Consider the following 18,736-nt stretch of genomic DNA (forward strand, 5'->3'; position numbering starts at 1 on the left):
CAGGTTTTTCAGCGGTTCAGGAAAGCCACCAGCACCCGCGCCGAGTTCTCGGCGGCCAGCGACAGGAACAGCTTCATCTCGTTTTCGCCGTCACCGCCGCCGGCCAGGTCGCTGAGCGACCGGAACACGATGAAGGGCACGCCGTTGCTGGTGGCGACCTGGGCGGTGGCGGCGCTTTCCATGTCGATCACGTTCGCGCCGAAAGTGGCGAATGTGTATTGGCGCAGCGCGGCGTTGTCCATGAAGGACGCACCGAAACACCGTTCCCGCCGAGGGTCAACTGCGGCTGCCTGCGCAGGCAGCGGCCTGCCGGATCGCAGGACGCCAGCGTGACGCCGCCATCCGCTTTCAACCGCTGCGCGGCGGCCAGCATGCCGGCATCCACCGGAAACCAGAACTGCTTGCGTAGCCGTGGGTCGGCAGCGGTGCGCACATCCACCGGCCGCGGATAGAACATGCCGAAAGGCGGGAAGGGCAGCTCGCCCATGCGGCTCGGCGGGCTGAAATTGCCCGGCGAGGTCTCGCGCGCCGCCAGCACCTCGAGGTATTGGCCGACGCCTTGCACCGAATAGCGGCGCGGCCGGTCCACCTGCTGGCGCAACAGCACCAGTTCGGGTTCGAAGGCGGACACCACGGCGATGCGCGGCGTGTCGTCCAGCCGGCCGGCGGCCGGCTGGACCGCCTTCGTTGCGCAGGCCCCCAACAGCAGCGCAGCAGCCGCGCAAAGCCCGGCCTTCAGCAACCCGGACACCCGGAAACGCATCACTTAGGTGAAGACTTCGGTGTGTTGTTGTCCACCTTCACGGTGAACTTGCCCGACAGGATCTCGGCCTCGCGCGCCTTGACACGGGCCGCGATGTCGGCCGGCACCTTCTTCTCGAACGTGCCCAGCGGCGCCAGCGAAGAACCCTTGTTTTTCATCAGCGACCAGGAACCGTAGTCTTCGGCGAGAAACCTGCCGGCCTTGACCCGGGCGATGGCCTCGTCGATGGAAGGCTCCATCGCCCACAGGGCCGAAGCCACCACCGTATCGGGATATTGCGGCTGGGTGTCGACCACGTTGCCGATGGCCAGCTTGCCGCGCTCCCTGGCGGCATCGGAAACACCGAAGCGCTCGGCATAAAGCACGTCCGAACCCGCGTCGATCATGGCGAAGGTGGCTTCCTTGGCCTTCGGCGGGTCGAACCAGCTGTTGATGAAACTCACGGTGAAGACGGTCTTGGGATCGACCTCGCGTGCGCCAGCCATGAAGGCGTTCATCAGGCGGTTGACCTCGGGAATCGGGAAGCCGCCCACCATGCCGATCCTGTGGGTCTTCGACATGCCCGCGGCAATCATGCCGGTCAGGTAGGCCGGCTCCTGGATGTAGTTGTCGAACACCGAGAAGTTGGGCGACTGGGGCTTGCCGGAAGAGCCCATCAGGAAGGCCGTCTTGGGGAAGTCCTTGGCCACCTTGCGCGCAGCGGTTTCGACGGCGAAGGCCTCGCCGACGATCAGTTGGTTGCCGCCAGTGGCGTATTCACGCAGCACCCGTTCGTAGTCGGCATTCCCGACGTTTTCGGTGGACTTGTATTCGATTTCGCCACGCGCCTCGGCCGCCTTCAGCGCCTTGTGGATGCGGCTCACCCACTGCTGCTCGTAGGGCACCGTGTAGATGGCGGCCACCTTCAGCCTGGCCTGTGCAGAAGCCAGGCCGGACGCACCGGCCAGTGCGGCGGCGGCCAGCGCCATCGACAGGGTGATCAGGGAACGACGTGCGGTCAAGGTTCTCTCCTCGTTGACGAATGGGTCTCAAGGAAACCTAGCAAGAATGCGGCCCGTTGCCTGGGCCGGGTTCACTTGGTTCCGAAAATCCGGTCGCCGGCATCGCCCAGGCCCGGTCGGATGTAGCCGTGGCTGTCGAGTTCGCGGTCGATGGCCGTCGTGTAGATATCCACGTCCGGATGCGCTGCCTGCATCGCGGCTACGCCTTCCGGGCAGGTCAGCAGGCAGACGAACTTGATGGACTTGGGTTTGAGTTCCTTCAGCCGCTCGACCGCCGCGATGGCCGAGTTGCCGGTGGCCAGCATCGGATCGACCACCACGATGTCGCGCTCTTCCATTTCGCTGGGCATCTTGAAGTAGTACTCGATGGCGGTCAGCGTCTTGGGGTCGCGGTACAGGCCGATGTGGCCGACACGGGCGCCGGGCACCACGGACAGCATGCCGTCCAGGATGCCGTTGCCGGCGCGCAGGATGGAGACGAACACCAGCTTCTTGCCGTCGATCACCTTGCCGGTGGTGGCCTCCAGCGGGGTCTCGATGTCGATGTCCTGCAGCGCCATGTCGCGGGTCACTTCGTAGGCCATCAGCGACGACATTTCGTTGAGCAGGCGGCGGAAGCTGTTGGTGGACGCGTCCTTGCGGCGCATCAGGGTGAGTTTGTGCTGGACGAGCGGATGGTCTAGGAGATGGACTTTGGACATGGATTCTGTGGGAAGGGAGTCGTGAAAATGCTAGAAGACGGTTCCGTCGCTGATGATGTTCAGGGGCGGCATTCCGTCACGCAACTGCTGTGCCAAAACCCGGCCGGCGGCCCAGGTGCCGCCTTCCAGCACGCAGGCGAGCGGCATGGTTTCGGCGGTGGTGCCCAGGCGCTTGCGCACCAGCGGCGCCAGCTCGTCGAGCAGGGCCACCGTCAGTGCGCGCCATTCGACGATGAGCGGATCACCCGCGGTGTAGCTGAGGCGGGGCGCGGCCTGGTGGCGCAACTGCAGCGCGCCGCTGTCCAGCATCAGGCCGCCGTTGCGGTATTCGGGCAGGCCGGTCAGGGCATCGATGCCGCGCACCGGCACACCGGCCCACTGGAAGGGCTCGATCAGCGAATAGGTGAGCCACTGGCTGAGTTTGTGGAAGGGCATCCAGCCGTCGGACAAGCCGGGTCCGGCGGCGGCTGGCAGCGGCCAGCAGTCGCCCAGTGCTTCGCCGTCGATGGCGTTGGCCGATGGCCAGATGGGCGACAGCGTGTCGAGCAGGGTCGAGAAGATATCGTGCGCGCCGACTTCGGCCGTGGGTGGAATGGCGTGGTGCTCGGTGCCGGTCAGCAGGTCGAAGATGCCGGCCGGACGGCCCGCATCGCCGAAGGTTTCGTGCCGGGCCGCCAGCGTTTCGCCCAGGCGTCGCAGCAGCATCGCGCGGCCCTCGATGCCGACCAGCGGATTGGTCGGCCCCACCTGGAAAGCCTGCGCCAGGTGTTCGGTGACCAGGCCGCGCAGGCCGGCGGCGTCCACCTGCAGCGGGTGAGCCGCATCGCTCGAGAAAAGCCCGGCGGTAAAGGCGTGGTAACTGGCTACGCCCAGACCTTCGGAGCGAACGAATCGCTGGCCGCTGGCCGACTCGGTGTAGCTCCAGTCCGGTCCCGAGCCGGCGTCGAGCAGCACGCTGACCAGCGCCAGGTCGATCTGCGCGCGGGCGCGGCCTGCCTTGTCGACCGGGCCGAGCAAGGTGTCGAGTTGCGCCGCACGGTCGACGCCGCCGGCCGAGAAATGGCGCCAGCGGCTGTGGAACGGAACACCTCCGCGGGCGTAAGCCGGATAGCGGTCCCGGGTAAGTGCGGCCACCAGGTCGGCGGCGTCTTCCAGCGCGCTGCCGTCCACCGTGAAAAATGCCGATTCACCGGCCCGGGCCCGGGCCAGCAGAAGCTGTGCACGGCGGCGGATCTCGGTGGTGGAACGCAGCAGCCGTACTGCGTGTGCCTTGTCTTCCGTACTCATGTGTCGAGCCCCCGTCCCTTGGCTTTTTTCAGTTCTTCGGCGTCGGGCACCGCACCGGGCGTGAAGTATCCGGCGGCCATCTTGGCGTCCATTTCCACCCGGGCATCGGCGGGGATGAGTTCGTCCGGCAGGTTGATGCGGGCGTCGACCCGGATGCCGGCGTTGGTGATGGCGTCGTATTTCATGTTGCTCATCGACACCAGCCGGTGGATGCGGGTGATGCCCAGCCAGTGCAGCACGTCGGGCATCAGTTCCTGGAAACGCATGTCCTGCACGCCGGCCACGCATTCGGTCCGGGCGAAATACTGGCCGGCGGTGTCGCCGCCAACCTGCCGTTTGCGGGCGTTGTAGACCAGGAACTTGGTGACCTCGCCCAGCGCCCGGCCTTCCTTGCGTGAATAGGCCACCAGTCCGACGCCACCGCGCTGCGCGCCCTGGATGCATTCTTCGATCGCGTGGGTGAGGTAAGGCCGGCAGGTGCAGATGTCGGAGCCGAACACGTCGGATCCGTTGCATTCGTCATGCACCCGCGCGGTCAGCTCGATTCGCGGGTCGGCCAGGTCGGCGGCATTGCCGAAGATATAGAGCGTCTGCCCGCCGATGGGCGGCAGAAACACTTCCAGGTCGGAGCGGGTGACCAGCTCGGGGTACATGCCGCCGGTTTCTTCGAACAGGGTACGGCGCAGGTCGGTTTCGCTGCAGCCGAAACGCCGGGCGATCTCCGGGAGGAACCACACCGGTTCGACCGCCACCTTGGTGACCAGGGCGGCGCCCTGCGCGGTGAGGAACTTGCCGTCGGCCTTGAGTCTGCCGGAGATCAGCGCTTCCAGCACCTCCGGCAAGATGACGTGCGCCTTGGTCACGGCCACGGTCGGCCGGATGTCGTATCCGGCCGCCAGTTCGGTGGCATAGGCCTCGGCCACCACCGCGCCCCAGGGGTCCATCGACACGATCCTGCCCGGCTCGCCCCACTGCGGGTAGGGGCCGATGCGGTCGGTCGGCATGGTGTTGGTGAGGTCGGCGCGGTGCTTCGATGAAAGCGCCCCCGACGCCACAGCCAGTGCGCGGTACACGCTGTATGAGCCGCTATGGGTGCCGATGACGTTGCGGTGCGCCCGGTTGGTGGTGGTCGCCACCACCGGTCCGCGTTCGGCAGCGGTGGCCGCGCCCCAGTGCACCGGCAGGGCGCCGAAACCGCCGCTGTGCGAGGTCAGCCGGATGTGCCTGGACGGCGGGATGGGCGCCTGGGTGGGAAGGGCCGCGGGCACATCGGCGGGATGCTCCGGCGTTGGTGTGATGACAGAGGTTTCGGGCATGGAAACGTCCTCTTCAAAAGTCCAATGTAGCCCTGGGCATGGCGGCTGACAATGGTCCGCGGTCTTCGGTTCAGCGCTTCTTTCCGCCAAACAGGCTTCCCAGCACGCCTCGCACGATTTCGCGTCCGACACTGGTGCCGATCGTGCGGATGGCGGCCCGCGCCGCCGTCTGCGCCAAGCCGTCGTGCTGGCCTCCGCGCGGGCCGGTATGGCCGAAGACCAGATCGTTGAGGCTGTCGAGCATGCCGCCGCCGGAACCGGACGGCGCCTTGGGCGCCGTGGTGCCCGGTGTCGCGCTCGGCGTGGTCGGCATGGTCGGCGCGCCGGGGGCCGTGGCCGCCGCCCGGCCGCGCAGCACCTCGTAGGCGGACTCGCGATCGACCGTCGTTTCATACGCTCCGGCGACCGGCGAATCCTTCATGGTTCCGGCCCGCTCGGCCGGCGTCACCGGGCCGATACGGCTGGCCGGCGGAATCACGAACGCACGTTCGGTCGGCGAGGGCCGGCCCTTTTCATCCAGCAGGCTGAAAAGAGCCTCGCCGGTGGCCAGTTCGCCGATGGCGGCCATCACGTCCAGGCCGGGGTTGGGCCGCATGGTCTCGGCCACCGCCCGCACGGCCTTCTGGTCGCGCGGCGTGAAGGCCCGCAGCGCATGCTGAATGCGGTTGCCAAGTTGGGCCAGCACGCTGTCGGGTATGTCGAGCGGGTTCTGGGTGACGAAATAAATGCCGACGCCCTTGGACCGCACCAGCCGCACCACCAGTTCGATGCGGCTGACCAGTGCCGGTGGCGCTTCGTCGAACAGCAGGTGGGCTTCGTCGAAGAAGAAGACGAGTTTGGGTTTTTCGGGGTCGCCGATTTCGGGCAGGTGTTCGAACAGCTCCGACAGCAGCCACAGCAGAAAGGTGGCGTAGAGCCGCGGCGATTGCAGCAGCTTGTCGGCGGCCAGCAGGTTGATGATGCCCTTGCCGGTGGCCGGGTCGGTCTGCAGCAGGTCGTCGATTGCGAGCATGGGTTCGCCGAAGAACTGGTTGCCGCCTTGCGCCTCGATCTGCAGCAGGCCTCGCTGGATGGCGCCCACGCTGGCCGGGCTGACGTTGCCGTACGCGGTGCGGAACTCGGCGGCGTTTTCGCCGACATGCTGCAGCAGCGCGCGCAGGTCCTTCAGGTCGAGCAGCAGGAGGCCGCGGTCGTCGGCCACCTTGAAGACGATGTCGAGCACACCGGACTGTGTGTCGTTCAGGCCCAGCATGCGGCCGAGCAGCAGGGGGCCCATGTCGGAAATCGTGGCCCGTACCGGATGGCCCTGGTTGCCGAAGACATCCCAGAACACGGTGGGGCAGGAGGCGGGCGAGGGCGGGTCGATGCCGCGTTCGGCCAGCGTGGCGGCCATCTTCGGGCTGGTGCTGCCGGGCTGCGAGATGCCGGCCAGGTCGCCTTTCACGTCGGCCATGAAGACCGGTACGCCGATCCGGGAGAAACCTTGCGCCAGGCTTTGCAGGGTGACTGTCTTGCCGGTGCCGGTCGCGCCGGTAATGAGTCCGTGGCGGTTGGCCAGGGCGGGCAACAGCGCCAGCGTGGCATGGGAATTTCGGGCGATGGGCAGCTCGGCGATCATGCTTTTCGGGCCCCGGCGAGGGCCTTCTGGACGGTATCGGTCCAGTGTATCGTCGCCGCCACGCTGTCACCGCTAAAATCGCCGGTTGCCTGCATCGGGCATGACCGAAGAGAAATCAGCGAATCGAGGCGAACAGAGTATGGCTGGACACAGCAAATGGGCCAACATTCAGCACCGTAAAGGCCGCCAGGACGACAAGCGCGGCCGTATCTGGACGCGCGCCATCCGTGAAATCATGGTGGCGGCACGGGCCGGCGGCGGCGACCTGGGCATCAACCCGCGCCTGCGGCTGGCCGTCGAAAAAGCCAAGGCGGCCAACATGCCCGCCGACACCATCAAACGCAATATCGACAAGGCCACCGGCAACCTCGAAGGCGTCCACTACGAAGAGATTCGCTACGAGGGCTACGGCATCGGCGGCGCGGCGATCATCGTCGACACGATGACCGACAACCGGGTGCGCACCGTGGCCGACGTGCGCCACGCGTTCAGCAAGTACGGCGGCAACATGGGCACCGAAAACTCGGTTGCCTTCCAGTTCAAGCATCAGGGTCAGATGCTGTTCGCTCCCGGCACCGACGAGGACAAGCTGATGGAAGCCGCCCTCGAGGCCGGTGCCGAAGACGTGATCACCGGCGACGACGGCGCCATCGAGGTGCTGACCGCGCCGTTCGACCTGGAAAAAGTGCGCGACGCATTGGCCGCGGCGGGTTTCGTTCCCGAGATCGCCGAAGTCACGATGCGGGCGGAAAACACGATCGACCTCGCCGGCGAAGACGCCGCGAAGATGCAGAAGCTGCTCGACGTGCTCGAAGACCTGGACGATGTCCAGGAAGTGTTTCACAACGCGGCGTTGTCCGAGTGAGGGTCGGCATGAAGGTATTGGTCATTGGTGGCGGCGGACGTGAACACGCGCTGGCCTGGAAACTCTCGCAATCGCCCAAGGTGCAGAAGGTGTTCGTCGCTCCCGGCAACGGCGGCACGGCACGCGATTCGACTTTCGAAAACATCGCCGTCACCGACGTCGTTGCGCTGCGCGAGTGGGCGCAGGCCGAGAAGATCGGCCTGACCGTGGTCGGCCCCGAGGCACCGCTGGCAGCCGGTGTGGTCGACGAATTCCGCGCCCACGGCATGAAGGTGTTCGGCCCGACGAAGGCAGCGGCCCAGCTCGAAAGCTCGAAGGCCTTCAGCAAGGCCTTCATGCAGCGCCACGGCATTCCCACTGCCGAATACGAGGCCTTCACAGACGCCGCCGCCGCTCATGCCTATGTGGACGCCAAGGGTGCGCCCATCGTCATCAAGGCCGACGGCCTGGCTGCCGGCAAGGGTGTGGTCGTCGCCATGAACCTGCAGGAGGCACACGAAGCCATCGACTTCATGCTGGTCGACAACAAGTTCGGCGTTTCGCACAACGACGGCGGCGCACGGGTCGTCATCGAGGAATTCCTGACCGGCGAGGAAGCCAGTTTCATCGTGCTGTGCGACGGCAAGAACGTGGTCGCGCTGGCCACCAGCCAGGACCACAAGCGCCTGCTCGACGGCGATGCCGGTCCGAACACCGGAGGCATGGGTGCGTATTCGCCTGCGCCGGTGGTCACCGCCGACGTGCACGCCCGCGCCATGCGCGAAATCATCATGCCGACCATCCGCGGCATGGAAAAGGACGGCATCTCGTACACCGGCTTCCTGTATGCCGGCCTGATGATCGACGCGGCCGGCCGCCTGAAGACGCTGGAGTTCAACTGCCGCATGGGCGACCCGGAAACCCAGCCCATCATGATGCGGCTGAAGAGCGATCTTTCCGACGTTCTGCTGGCCGGTGCCGAAGGGCGACTTGACCAGGTCGAACTGCAATGGGACCGTCGTGTGGCGCTGGGTGTGGTCATGGCCGCGCACGGCTACCCGCTCGACCCGCGCAAGGGCGATGCCATCCAGGGCCTGCCCGCCGATAGCGAAGACGCCATGGTGTTCCACGCCGGCACGGTGCTGAAAGACGGCGTCGTGCTGACCAGCGGCGGCCGGGTACTGTGTGTCACCGCGCTGGCCGACAGCGTGAAGCAGGCGCAGCAGAAGGTCTACGACGTGGCGCGCGGCATCCATTTCGACGGTGCGCAGTACCGCCGCGACATCGGTTACCGAGCCGTCAAGGGATGACGGAATCCGCGGCCGGCGACATGCGCGGCTACCTCACCGGACTGCAGCAGCGGATCGTCTCGGCCCTCGAAGCCATCGAGGCGGCGGCCGGCGGCACCGCCGCGTTCGTCACCGATCCCTGGACCAAGCCGGCCGGTGAAAAACTGCAGGGCGAAGGCATCACCCGCATCGTCGAGGGAGGCGCGGTGTTCGAGCGCGCCGGCTGCGGTTTTTCGCACGTCAGCGGACCGCAGTTGCCGCCGTCCGCCACCGAACACCGGCCGCAACTGGCCGGCGCGCCTTTCGAGGCCATGGGCCTGTCGCTGGTGTTCCATCCGCGCAATCCGATGGTGCCGACGGTGCACATGAACGTGCGCATGATTTCGGCCGGTCATCCGGGCCAGGAGCCGATGCACTGGTTCGGCGGCGGCATGGACCTGACGCCGGTCTACGGCTTCGAAGAAGACGCGGTGCACTTCCACACCGTCTGCCGCAATGCGCTGGCACCCTTCGGCGACGACAAGTACCCGCGTTTCAAGGAATGGTGCGACCGTTACTTCGTGCTGCGCCACCGCAACGAGGCCCGTGGCGTGGGCGGCATTTTCTTCGACGACTTCGCCGAGCTCGGCGCCGGCCGCGACATGGCGATGGTGCGGTCGGTGGGCGACGCCTTCCTGGGCGCGTACCTGCCCATCGTTGCGCGCCGCAACCATTTGCCTTATGGCGAACGCGAGCGCGACTTCCAGGCTTATCGCCGCGGCCGTTACGTCGAGTTCAACCTTGTGTGGGACCGCGGCACCCACTTCGGCCTGCAATCGGGCGGGCGCACCGAGTCCATCCTGCTGTCCATGCCGCCGATGGCCGCCTGGCGTTATCAACACCAGCCGGAACCGGGTTCGCCCGAAGCCGCGCTGACCGAGCGTTTTCTGCCGCCACGGGACTGGCTCTGAAACATCTAGACCATCCGATGCGAATCGGCATCTTCGGCGGCGCCTTCGACCCTCCGCACCACGCCCATGTGGCGCTGGCCGGCGCAGCCGTGGCCCAGTTGCATCTCGACCGACTGCAGGTGCTGCCGACCGGATCGGCCTGGCACAAGGTGCGGCCGCTTTCGCCCGCGGCTGACCGCCTGGCGATGGCCCATGCGGCTTTCGACGGTGTTTCGGGGGCTCTGGTCGACGACCGCGAGATGCGCCGCAGCGGCCCCAGCTACACCACCGACACCCTGCAGTCGCTGCGCCTCGAAATGCCGGCGGCTGAATTCTTCCTGATTCTGGGCGGCGACCAGGCCGCCTCGCTCCTCGGCTGGCATGGCTGGCGGGAGTTGCTGGACGGCGCGACCATCGCCATCGCACGGCGGCCGGGAGCCGGCGTCGACGACGCCGGCCCGCCCTGGCGCGACGAACCCGGCGCCCGTTGGTGCTGGATCGACATGCCCGCCGTGGACACCAGCGCCACCGACATTCGTGACCGCGCCGCGCGCGGCGAAGACCTGCACCCCCTGGTTCCACCAGGCGTGGCGCGATATATTGACCAACACCACCTCTACCGAACTGCCTGATGACCACCACTCCCAAAACGGAAACCGCCGCCAAGAAAGACGTTCAGAAACTCCAACGCGCCATCGTTGATGGCCTGGAGGACGTCAAGGCGCAGGACATCCGGGTGTTCAATACCGAGCACCTGTCGCCGCTGTTCGAGCGGGTCGTCATCGCATCGGGCACGTCCAACCGCCAGACCAAGGCGCTGGCCACCAGCGTGCGAGACGCCGTGCGCGAGGCCGGCTTCGACAAGCCACGCATGGAAGGTGAAGACAACGGCGAGTGGATCATCGTGGACTGCGGCGCTTGTGTCGTGCATGTCATGCAGCCCGCCATCCGCCAGTACTACCACCTCGAAGAACTGTGGGGTGACACGCCGGTGCGCCTGAAGGGTCCGTCAGGCAAGTCGGCCGACGCCGCCAAGGCCGCCAAGGAAGCCCTTGCAGAAGCGCTGGCCGCACAGCCCAAGGTTCGCAAGGCTGCCGCCAAGAAGGCGACCGACGACGTGAAACCCGGTTCCGCCAAGGCCGCTGCCGCCGCGGGCCCTGCCCGGCGCGCCAAGAAGGCCGAAGCCGAGCAAGCCTCGGAAGTTCCGGCACGCATGCCCGGCCGTACCCGAACTCCGGCGAAGGCCGCGGCTGGCGCATCGGCCGCTCCGGCAAAGAAGGTCGCCGCCAGGAAGGTCGCCGCCAAGTCGGCACAGGTGGAGACCGCGGCCGTCAAGACCGCGGCAACCAAGACGCCGGCCGCCAAGCCGCGTATCAAGACCGTCGTCGTCGGCGCGCCGGCCAAGAAGACCGTGGCCGCAGCCGGAAAGCCCGCCGATAGCCGGGCGCCAGCGCGCAAGGCGCCGGCCCGCAAGAGCTCGCGTTGAGCGTCGGCTGACCGATCGGCGGCAGTGAAACTGTCCATCGTGGCCGTCGGCCAGCGGGTTCCGGGCTGGGCACAGACGGCTTACGACGACTACGCCAAACGTTTCCCGCCGGAACTCAAGGTCGACCTGAAGGCGGTGAAGACCGAACCCCGCGGGTCGAAAACGCTCGAAACCCTTTACCAGGCCGAGCGCGCCCGCATCGAGGCGGTGATCCCGCGCGGCACCCGCATCGTAGTGCTCGACGAGCGCGGCACATCGTTGACCACCAACGCCCTGGCCGCCCGCTTGAGCGCGTGGCAGCTCGAGGGCGACGACGTGGCGCTGGTCATCGGCGGGCCGGACGGGCTGGAACCCGCTTTTCGTTCCGCTGCGCATGAACGCATCCGGCTGTCCGACATGACCTTGCCGCACGCATTCGCACGGGTGCTGCTGATCGAGCAGTTGTACCGTGCCTGGTCGGTCAACGCCGGCCATCCTTACCACCGCGAATAGGCGGCACCGACAGGTTTCGGCTGCGTTGCCGGCGTTGCGGGTTTTCTGCCCGCGCGCCGATGCCACTGGCAACCATCGTTCACCCCGAACCATGGAGCCCGCCAGATGAACAGCCAACCACCGGGCGAATTGGCCCAACTGACAGCACGATTCGCCGCATTTCGTGAAACCTACGCACGCCTGGTCGCAGTCCAGGACGAATCTGCCTGCGACATGCTCCTCGTGCTGGAGCAATGGGCCGGCCACATGACGGCCGCACAGGAGGCCGCGGCACGCGCCCCGGAAACCGATCGGGTGCTGGCCCGCGCATGGGGCGCACGGCTGGTGGACATCATGACGGACGCCCGCCGGGTGCTGGAGGATTCGCCCGTTAGCATCGGCCACCATGAAACCGGAATTCCTCTATCTCGCATCGCAAAGCCCGCGCCGCAGCCAGTTGCTCGACCAACTGGGCGTCGTCCATCGCATCCTCGTCGCCGACGCCGATGAAGACGCCGAATCGCTGGAGGCGGTTCGCCCCGGCGAAGCGCCGCGCGCTTATGTGCAGCGGGTCACCGCGCTGAAGCTGGATGCCTCGGTCGCACGACTTGCGCGCCGCCGCCTGCCCGATGCGCCCATCCTCTGCGCCGACACCACGGTGGCGCTTGGCCGCGATATTTACGGCAAACCCGCGGACGCCGCCGATGCCGCCCGCATGCTGGCGGACCTCGCCGGCAGCACCCACCGCGTACTGACCGCGGTGGCGGTGCAGTCGGGCAGGAACCGCTGGTCTGCGGTCAGCGAATCGCGGGTCAGCTTCGCCCCCATGACCACGGCGCAGATCCAGCGCTATGTCGACAGCGGCGAACCGCTCGGCAAGGCCGGTGCCTACGGTATCCAGGGCGCGGCGGCGGCACACATCCGGCAGATATCGGGCAGTTACACCGGCATCATGGGCCTGCCGCTGTTCGAGGCCGCCCAGCTCCTGGGACATTGCGGTTTTGTGGTCTGAAACGGAACGGTGGTCTGGCATCATCAAAAGTCACCCCGGGTCCATGAGAACAAAACAATGCAGCAAGACATCCTGATCAACTGGTCGCCACAAGAGACTCGTGTCGCAGTGGTGGAACACGGAGCGGTGCAGGAGATCCATGTCGAGCGCACGCTGGAACGCGGCCTGGTCGGCAATATCTACCTCGGCAAGGTGTCGCGGGTGTTGCCCGGCATGCAATCCGCATTCATCGACATCGGCCTGGAACGCGCGGCCTTCCTGCATGTGGCCGATGTCTGGCATGCCCACGGCGACGGCGAGGTGCCGCATCGGCAGGCGCAGCCGCTGGTGCCCATCGAACGCCAGGTGTTCGAGGGCCAGGCGCTGATGGTGCAGGTCATCAAGGACGCCATCGGCACCAAGGGCGCGCGGCTGTCGACCCAGGTCAGCATCGCCGGGCGACTGCTGGTGTATCTGCCGCAGGACGACCATGTGGGGGTTTCGCAGAAGATCCCGCCCGACCAGCGCGACGCTCTGCGCAACCGGCTGCAGGCGCTGATCGGCGAGCGGGCCACCGGTGGCGGCGGCGGTTTCATCCTGCGCACCAACGGAGAGGACGCCAGCGACAACGAACTGGCCGACGATATCGCCTACCTGCGCAAGACCTGGGCTCGTATCCGCAGTGCCGCCCTGCAGCAGCCACCCAAGTCGCTGCTGCACCAGGACCTGAACCTGCTGCAGCGGGTGCTGCGAGACCTGGCGGGCGAAGAAACCCAGAGCATCCGCATCGATTCCGGCGAGCAGTTCCAGAAGCTGGCCGCATTCGGCGAGGAATTCATGCCCGCGGCAGTGCCCAAGCTGCAGCGTTACCAGGGCGAACGGCCGATCTTCGACCTGTACGCAATCGATGAAGAGATCGCCCGGGCGCTGGGTCGGCGGGTTGACCTGAAATCGGGCGGTTATCTCATCGTCGACCAGACCGAGGCGCTGACCACCATCGACGTCAATACCGGCGGTTATGTCGGCGCACGCAATTTCGACGACACCATCTTCAAGACCAATCTCGAAGCCGCGCAGGCCATTGCCCGGCAGCTGCGGCTGCGCAACCTGGGCGGCATCGTCATCGTCGATTTCATCGACATGCTGCGCGAAGACCACCAGACGGCGGTGCTGGCCGAATTCCGCAAGCAGCTGGGGCGTGACCGCGTGAAGACATCGGCGGGCAGCTTCTCTCCGCTGGGCCTGGTGGAGATGACCCGCAAACGGACCCGCGAATCGCTGGCCCACATGCTGTGCGAACCCTGCCCCTGCTGCCAGGCGCGCGGTGCGGTGAAGACTCCGCGCACCGTCACCTACGACATCCTGCGCGAGATATTGCGCGAGGCCCGGCAGTTCAATCCGCGTGAATTCCGTGTGGTGGCGTCGGCCAGGGTGGTCGAACTGTTCCTTGACGACGAAAGTCAGCATCTGGCCGGGCTTTCCGACTTCATCGGCAAGCCGATTTCGCTGCAGGCCGAGGTGGCGATGGGGCCCGAAGACTACGACATCGTGTTGATTTAGCCGGAAGTCAGGTGATTTTCAGGTCCCGCCGCGACAATCGCGGTGTGACCAACCTTATTGTTTCCCTGGGCCAGTCCGCTGTCGACTGGACTTCCGTCCATCTGGTCGTGCCGGTGCTGGACCACCTGCCCGCGATGCTGCGTTCCGGGGCAGGGGAGCCTGCCGACATCGCCGAGGGCCTGCTGATCGCGCTGGTCCAGATCGCCATCATCGCTTTCGTGATGCGGCCCCTGGAATCGCTGGCGCCGGCCGAACGATGGGGCGACCGCAAGCTGGCCGCCCTGGACCGCACCTACACCCTGGTGATGCTGCTCGGCCTGTTCCCGCTCTTCAGTTTCATCGTGCTGACACCGTTGGCGCACCTGCTGGGCGGCGCGCCAGCGGCGTCGGGTGCCCAGGAAGGGCCTTCGGGGCTGCTGCTGTGGGTGCCGTGGTTCGGCTCGCATCCGCTGTTGCTGTTCGCCCTGTACTACGTCGTCTATGACCTGGCGTATTACTGGATGCACCGGCTGCAGCACGAACTGCCCTGGTGGTGGGCAATGCACAGCATGCATCACAGTCAGCGGCAGATGAGCTGCTGGGCCAACGACCGCAGCCATTACCTGGACGGCATGCTGCAGTCCGTGATCCTGGCGGTGGTGGGGTTGGTGATGGGTGTTGACACCGCGCAATTCGCGCTGCTGGTGATGGTCAGCGAACTGATGCAGAGCCTGTCGCATGCCAACGTGCGCTGGGGTTTCGGCCGCTGGATGGAACGTCTTTTCGTCGACCCGCGTTTCCACCGGCTGCACCACATGATCCGCGACCCCGAGCGGCCGGCGCTGCACAACTGCAATTTTGGCCAGGTGCTGCCCTGGTGGGACCAGCTGTTCGGCACGGCGCTCTATGGTGAACCGCTGCGGGCTACGGGCGTCAGCGACCCGGTGGTGGATGCCGACAATGGCATGGGTCTGGTGCAGCAGCAGTGGTACGTCCTGAAGCGTTTCTGGGCGGCGGTGCGTTGCCGCGACGGCTGGAAGCTGGGCGAGGTTTCCTTCGACGAGAACCTGCGGCCGGTGCGCGCCGAGCCTGACAAACACTAGCGCCGCACGGCTGAATTCACGTCTCTCGTGCACTGCCCGCCGGTGTATGCAGGCGGGCGTAAAGGCCGTCGGCCGCCAGCAGCTGCCGGTGCGTGCCCTGTTCGACGATGCGTCCGTGCTGCATCACCACCACCCGGTCCGCATGCTCGATGGTCGACAGCCGGTGCGCCACCACCAGCGTGGTGCGGCCGACCATCACCCGTTCGAGCGCCTGTTGCACCAGGCGTTCACTGTGGGTGTCCAGCGCCGAGGTGGCTTCGTCGAGGATGAGGATGGGCGCGTCCTTGTAAAGCGCGCGGGCGATGGCCAGCCGCTGGCGCTGTCCGCCGGAGAGTTCCGCCGCGTTGTGGCCGACGGGTGTGTCCATGCCCAGCGGCATGGCGGCCACGTGTTCGGCCAGGTTGGCGTCCTCTAGGCAGCGCTGCAGGCGTTCGCGGTCCTGCGGCTGTCCCATGGCGACGTTGGCGGCCACGGTGTCGTTGAACATCACCACATCCTGGCTGACCATGGCGAACTGGTCGCGCAGGGCCTGCAACTGCCAGTCGGCCACATCGTGGCCGCCGACCTCGACGGAGCCGTTGCTGGGCAGCACGAAGCGCGGCAGCAGGTTGACGAGCGTGGTCTTGCCGGAACCCGACGGGCCGACAAAAGCCACGACTTCGCCCTGTCGAATCGACAGGCTGACGCCGTCCAGCGCGGGCGCGGTACCTTCGCGGTAGGCCACCTGCACGTTGCGCCATTCGATCAGCGGCGCACCGGAAGCGAGGGGCGAGGCCGGTTTCCAGTTGCCGCCGGTCTCGGTCTTCACCTCGCCCAGCAGGGCCAGGCCACGTTCCAGCGCCGCCACGCCTCGGGTGACCGGATTCGCGATCTCGGCGAGCCGGCGGATCGGCGCGATCAACATCAGCATGGCAGTGATGAAGGCGACAAAACCGCCCACCGTGACGCCCTTGGGGTCGTCGCCGATACGGCCCTGCCACAGCGCGATGACGATCACCGCGGACAACGCTGCGGCTGCCAGCATCTGCGTCAGCGGTGTCATGGCGGCCGACGCCACGGTCGACTTGATGGCCAGCTTGCGCAGCTTGCCCGCCAGATCGTTGAAACGTTGCTGCTGCCCGCCTTGGGCGCCGTGCAGCCGCACCATGCGATGGGCCAGCACGTTCTCTTCAACCACGTAGGCCAGGTCGTCGGTGGCCTGCTGGCCTGCCTTGGTGACCTGGTACAGGCGGCGCGAAAGCGTCTTCATGATCCAGGCGACACCCGGGATGACGATGCCCACCACCAGCGTCAGTTGCCAGTTGAGCCACAGCAGGTAGCCGAGCAGGGCGACCATGGTGAAACCGTCGCGCGACAGCCCCAGCAGGGCCTGCACGACCAGCGTGGCGCCGGTCTGCACTTCATAGACGACGGTGTTGGACAGGGCACTGGCCGACTGCCGCGAGAACAGGGCCATCTCAGCCTGGAGCAGCCGGTTGAAGAGGTCGCGACGCAGGGCGATCATGCCTTCGTTGGCGATCTGCGCCAGCGCATATTGAGACGCGAACTGGGCCAGCCCGCGTACCGCGAACAGGCCGATCACCGCGATCGGCACCGCCCACAGGGCGAGCCGGCCCTGGGTGAAACCACGGTCTAGCAAAGGCTTCATCAGCGCGGGAATCAGCGGCTCGGTAATGGCGGCCACCACGGTGGCGCAGATGGCGAGTGTCCAGGCCGCCTTGTGCAGCCCGAAATAGGCGGCAAGCCTGCGCAGCCGCCCCAGCAGGGTGGGCGGCGTGGCGGAAGGGGTTGGCGAGGCCGACGCGTCCGTCGTCGAATCTTTGGCCGACCGGCCCGTGTCTTGGGAACTCTGCATGTTCCGGGGATTCTACGTTTGCGTCTTGTTGCGAAGCTTTGCAGTTTTTGGTCACACCTTTTGTTTCAGGCGACGGTCGGCAATGTGTAACATCCGGCTGCGTGCCGGCTTGACGCCGTTGACTTGCGCACGCAAGAGCGTGCATGCCCTCTTTGCTTTTAATGAATCATCCTATCGCCGTGCTGCCGACATCCAACCGACTCCTGTCTTCCCTCCAGCGCCGTACGGTGATGGGCGCCGCCGCCGGTGTGCTGGCCCTGGCACCGGCCATCCCGGCACTGGCCCAGTTCCGCGTCGAAGTCTCCGGCGTCGGCCTGACCCAGGCGCCCATCGCCATCGCGGCCTTCAAGGGTGAAGCCCAAAGCCCGCAGAAGATCGCTTCCATCATCCAGGCCGACCTTGAACGCAGCGGCCGTTTCCGCGCCATCGACCCGGCCGGTGTGGAATTGGACGAGAACTCACGCCCGGATGTCAGCCTGTGGAGACAGAAGGGCGCCGATTCGCTGGCCGAAGGTAGCGTCACCCGTCTGGCCGACGGCCGCTACGACGTGCGTTTCCGCCTGTGGGACGTCGTGCGCGGAGAAGACCTCGGCGGCCAGAGTTTTGTCGTGCCGCAGATCGACCTGCGGCTGGCAGCCCACCGCATCGCCGATTTCATCTACGAAAAGCTCACTGGCGAGAAGGGCGTGTTCTCGACCCGCATCGCCTACGTCACCAAGGCCGGTACCCGTTACACCCTGTGGGTAGCCGATGCCGACGGAGAGAATTCGCAGGCCGCGTTGACCAGCCCCGAACCCATCATCTCGCCCGCCTGGTCGCCTAGCGGCAGCCAGCTGGCCTATGTGTCCTTCGAGTCGCGCAAGCCGGTGGTCTATGTGCATGAGATCACCAGCGGCCGCCGCCGGCTGATCGCCAATTTCCGCGGTTCGAACAGCGCACCCGCATGGTCGCCGGATGGCCGCACCCTGGCCGTCACGCTGAGCCGCGACGGCGGTTCGCAGCTGTATGTCATCGACGCGGCCGGCGGCGAGCCGCGTCGCCTGATGCAGAGCGCCGGCATCGACACCGAACCGACTTTCTCGGCAGACGGCCGCAGCGTTTATTTCGTCAGCGACCGGGGCGGCGCACCGCAGATCTACCGCATGCCGGTGGGCGGCGGAAATGCCGAGCGTGTCACCTTTACCGGGGCGTACAACATTTCCCCGACCGTCAGTCCGGACGGGCGTTATCTTGCCTACATTTCCCGGATCGGCGGCGCATTCAAGCTGCAGGTCATGGAGCTAGCCGGCGGTACGGTCACATCGATCACCGACACATCGAACGACGAAAACCCCAGTTTTGCGCCCAACGGCCGGCTGATCATCTATGCCACGCGCCAGCAAGGCCGCGAAGCGCTGATGACCACCACGGTCGACGGCAAGATCAAGGCGCGCCTGGCAGGCCAGGGCGGTGATATCCGGGAACCCGACTGGGGTCCGTTCACCAAGCAGCCTTGACGAATCCCTGGCGTTTTTCAGTTTCCGCGTTTCAGTCTTTTTCTGCA

19 protein-coding genes are annotated in these 18,736 nt (G+C 66.5%); 11 read left to right on the forward strand and 8 right to left on the reverse strand.

Features of this window, described 5'->3' with window-relative positions:
• Positions 1-8 precede the first annotated feature (8 nt).
• From AC3ANW_RS07210 to AC3ANW_RS07240, 7 genes are all read right to left on the reverse strand, one after another.
• The gene (locus AC3ANW_RS07210; protein WP_488344510.1) at positions 9-242 is read right to left on the reverse strand and encodes a phosphorylase family protein; all 234 of its coding nucleotides are present in this window, start codon (positions 240-242) and stop codon (positions 9-11) included.
• The gene (locus AC3ANW_RS07215) at positions 188-763 is read right to left on the reverse strand and encodes a hypothetical protein (protein ID WP_488344511.1); all 576 of its coding nucleotides are present in this window, start codon (positions 761-763) and stop codon (positions 188-190) included. Before AC3ANW_RS07215 ends, AC3ANW_RS07210 begins: the two co-directional genes overlap by 55 nt.
• Entirely contained in the window at positions 763-1,764 is a 1,002-nt protein-coding gene (locus AC3ANW_RS07220) for a BMP family protein (RefSeq protein WP_488344512.1), read from the reverse strand. The genes AC3ANW_RS07215 and AC3ANW_RS07220 overlap by 1 nt, the downstream gene beginning before the upstream one ends.
• A 71-nt stretch (positions 1,765-1,835) precedes the next feature.
• Positions 1,836-2,465, reverse strand: coding sequence for a uracil phosphoribosyltransferase (gene upp, locus AC3ANW_RS07225; protein ID WP_488344513.1), 630 nt, complete (start codon positions 2,463-2,465; stop codon positions 1,836-1,838).
• A gap of 30 nt (positions 2,466-2,495) precedes the next feature.
• Complete coding sequence (locus AC3ANW_RS07230) at positions 2,496-3,752, reverse strand: URC4/urg3 family protein (protein ID WP_488344514.1); 1,257 nt, start codon at positions 3,750-3,752, stop codon at positions 2,496-2,498.
• Entirely contained in the window at positions 3,749-5,068 is a 1,320-nt protein-coding gene (locus AC3ANW_RS07235; RefSeq protein ID WP_488344515.1) for a GTP cyclohydrolase II, read from the reverse strand. Before AC3ANW_RS07235 ends, AC3ANW_RS07230 begins: the two co-directional genes overlap by 4 nt.
• Positions 5,069-5,138: 70 nt before the next feature.
• Positions 5,139-6,686, reverse strand: coding sequence for a helicase HerA-like domain-containing protein (locus AC3ANW_RS07240; RefSeq protein ID WP_488344516.1), 1,548 nt, complete (start codon positions 6,684-6,686; stop codon positions 5,139-5,141).
• 139 nt (positions 6,687-6,825) lie between these two features.
• On the opposite strand from AC3ANW_RS07240, the gene AC3ANW_RS07245 reads away from it, so the two are divergent.
• From AC3ANW_RS07245 to AC3ANW_RS07290, 10 genes are all read left to right on the forward strand, one after another.
• Positions 6,826-7,551 carry a YebC/PmpR family DNA-binding transcriptional regulator gene (locus AC3ANW_RS07245; RefSeq protein ID WP_488344517.1) on the forward strand — a complete coding sequence of 242 codons (726 nt, stop codon included), beginning with the start codon at positions 6,826-6,828 and terminating at the stop codon, positions 7,549-7,551.
• Positions 7,552-7,559: 8 nt separating this feature from the next.
• On the forward strand, positions 7,560-8,840 hold the full coding sequence (gene purD, locus AC3ANW_RS07250; RefSeq protein WP_488344518.1) for a phosphoribosylamine--glycine ligase: 1,281 nt from the start codon (positions 7,560-7,562) through the stop codon (positions 8,838-8,840).
• Positions 8,837-9,769 (forward strand): oxygen-dependent coproporphyrinogen oxidase, encoded by a 933-nt coding sequence (gene hemF / locus AC3ANW_RS07255; RefSeq protein ID WP_488344519.1) that lies wholly within the window; start codon positions 8,837-8,839, stop codon positions 9,767-9,769. The genes purD and hemF overlap by 4 nt, the downstream gene beginning before the upstream one ends.
• Positions 9,770-9,786: 17 nt before the next feature.
• Positions 9,787-10,380, forward strand: coding sequence for a nicotinate (nicotinamide) nucleotide adenylyltransferase (gene nadD / locus AC3ANW_RS07260; protein WP_488344520.1), 594 nt, complete (start codon positions 9,787-9,789; stop codon positions 10,378-10,380).
• Positions 10,380-11,234: a ribosome silencing factor gene (gene rsfS / locus AC3ANW_RS07265; protein ID WP_488344521.1), complete on the forward strand. Its 855-nt coding sequence runs from the start codon at positions 10,380-10,382 to the stop codon at positions 11,232-11,234. The genes nadD and rsfS overlap by 1 nt, the downstream gene beginning before the upstream one ends.
• Positions 11,235-11,258: 24 nt before the next feature.
• Complete coding sequence (rlmH, locus tag AC3ANW_RS07270; protein WP_488344522.1) at positions 11,259-11,726, forward strand: 23S rRNA (pseudouridine(1915)-N(3))-methyltransferase RlmH; 468 nt, start codon at positions 11,259-11,261, stop codon at positions 11,724-11,726.
• 105 nt (positions 11,727-11,831) lie between these two features.
• The gene (locus AC3ANW_RS07275; RefSeq protein WP_488344523.1) at positions 11,832-12,215 is read left to right on the forward strand and encodes a hypothetical protein; all 384 of its coding nucleotides are present in this window, start codon (positions 11,832-11,834) and stop codon (positions 12,213-12,215) included.
• Complete coding sequence (locus AC3ANW_RS07280; RefSeq protein ID WP_488344524.1) at positions 12,112-12,717, forward strand: Maf family protein; 606 nt, start codon at positions 12,112-12,114, stop codon at positions 12,715-12,717. The genes AC3ANW_RS07275 and AC3ANW_RS07280 overlap by 104 nt, the downstream gene beginning before the upstream one ends.
• 57 nt (positions 12,718-12,774) lie before the next feature.
• Positions 12,775-14,256, forward strand: a complete 1,482-nt coding sequence (rng, locus tag AC3ANW_RS07285) for a ribonuclease G (protein WP_488344525.1) — start codon at positions 12,775-12,777, stop codon at positions 14,254-14,256.
• Between the two features lie 44 nt (positions 14,257-14,300).
• Positions 14,301-15,338 (forward strand): sterol desaturase family protein, encoded by a 1,038-nt coding sequence (locus AC3ANW_RS07290; protein WP_488344526.1) that lies wholly within the window; start codon positions 14,301-14,303, stop codon positions 15,336-15,338.
• 16 nt (positions 15,339-15,354) lie between these two features.
• Here AC3ANW_RS07290 and msbA read toward each other — a convergent pair whose 3' ends face one another.
• Positions 15,355-17,193 carry a lipid A export permease/ATP-binding protein MsbA gene (gene msbA / locus AC3ANW_RS07295; protein WP_488344527.1) on the reverse strand — a complete coding sequence of 613 codons (1,839 nt, stop codon included), beginning with the start codon at positions 17,191-17,193 and terminating at the stop codon, positions 15,355-15,357.
• A 230-nt stretch (positions 17,194-17,423) separates the two neighbouring features.
• Between msbA and tolB the strand changes: the two genes are divergently transcribed.
• Entirely contained in the window at positions 17,424-18,689 is a 1,266-nt protein-coding gene (gene tolB / locus AC3ANW_RS07300) for a Tol-Pal system beta propeller repeat protein TolB (RefSeq protein WP_488345376.1), read from the forward strand.
• Positions 18,690-18,736: the final 47 nt, after the last annotated feature.

It is taken from the genome of Xylophilus sp. PBN-3R, assembly GCF_057747805.1.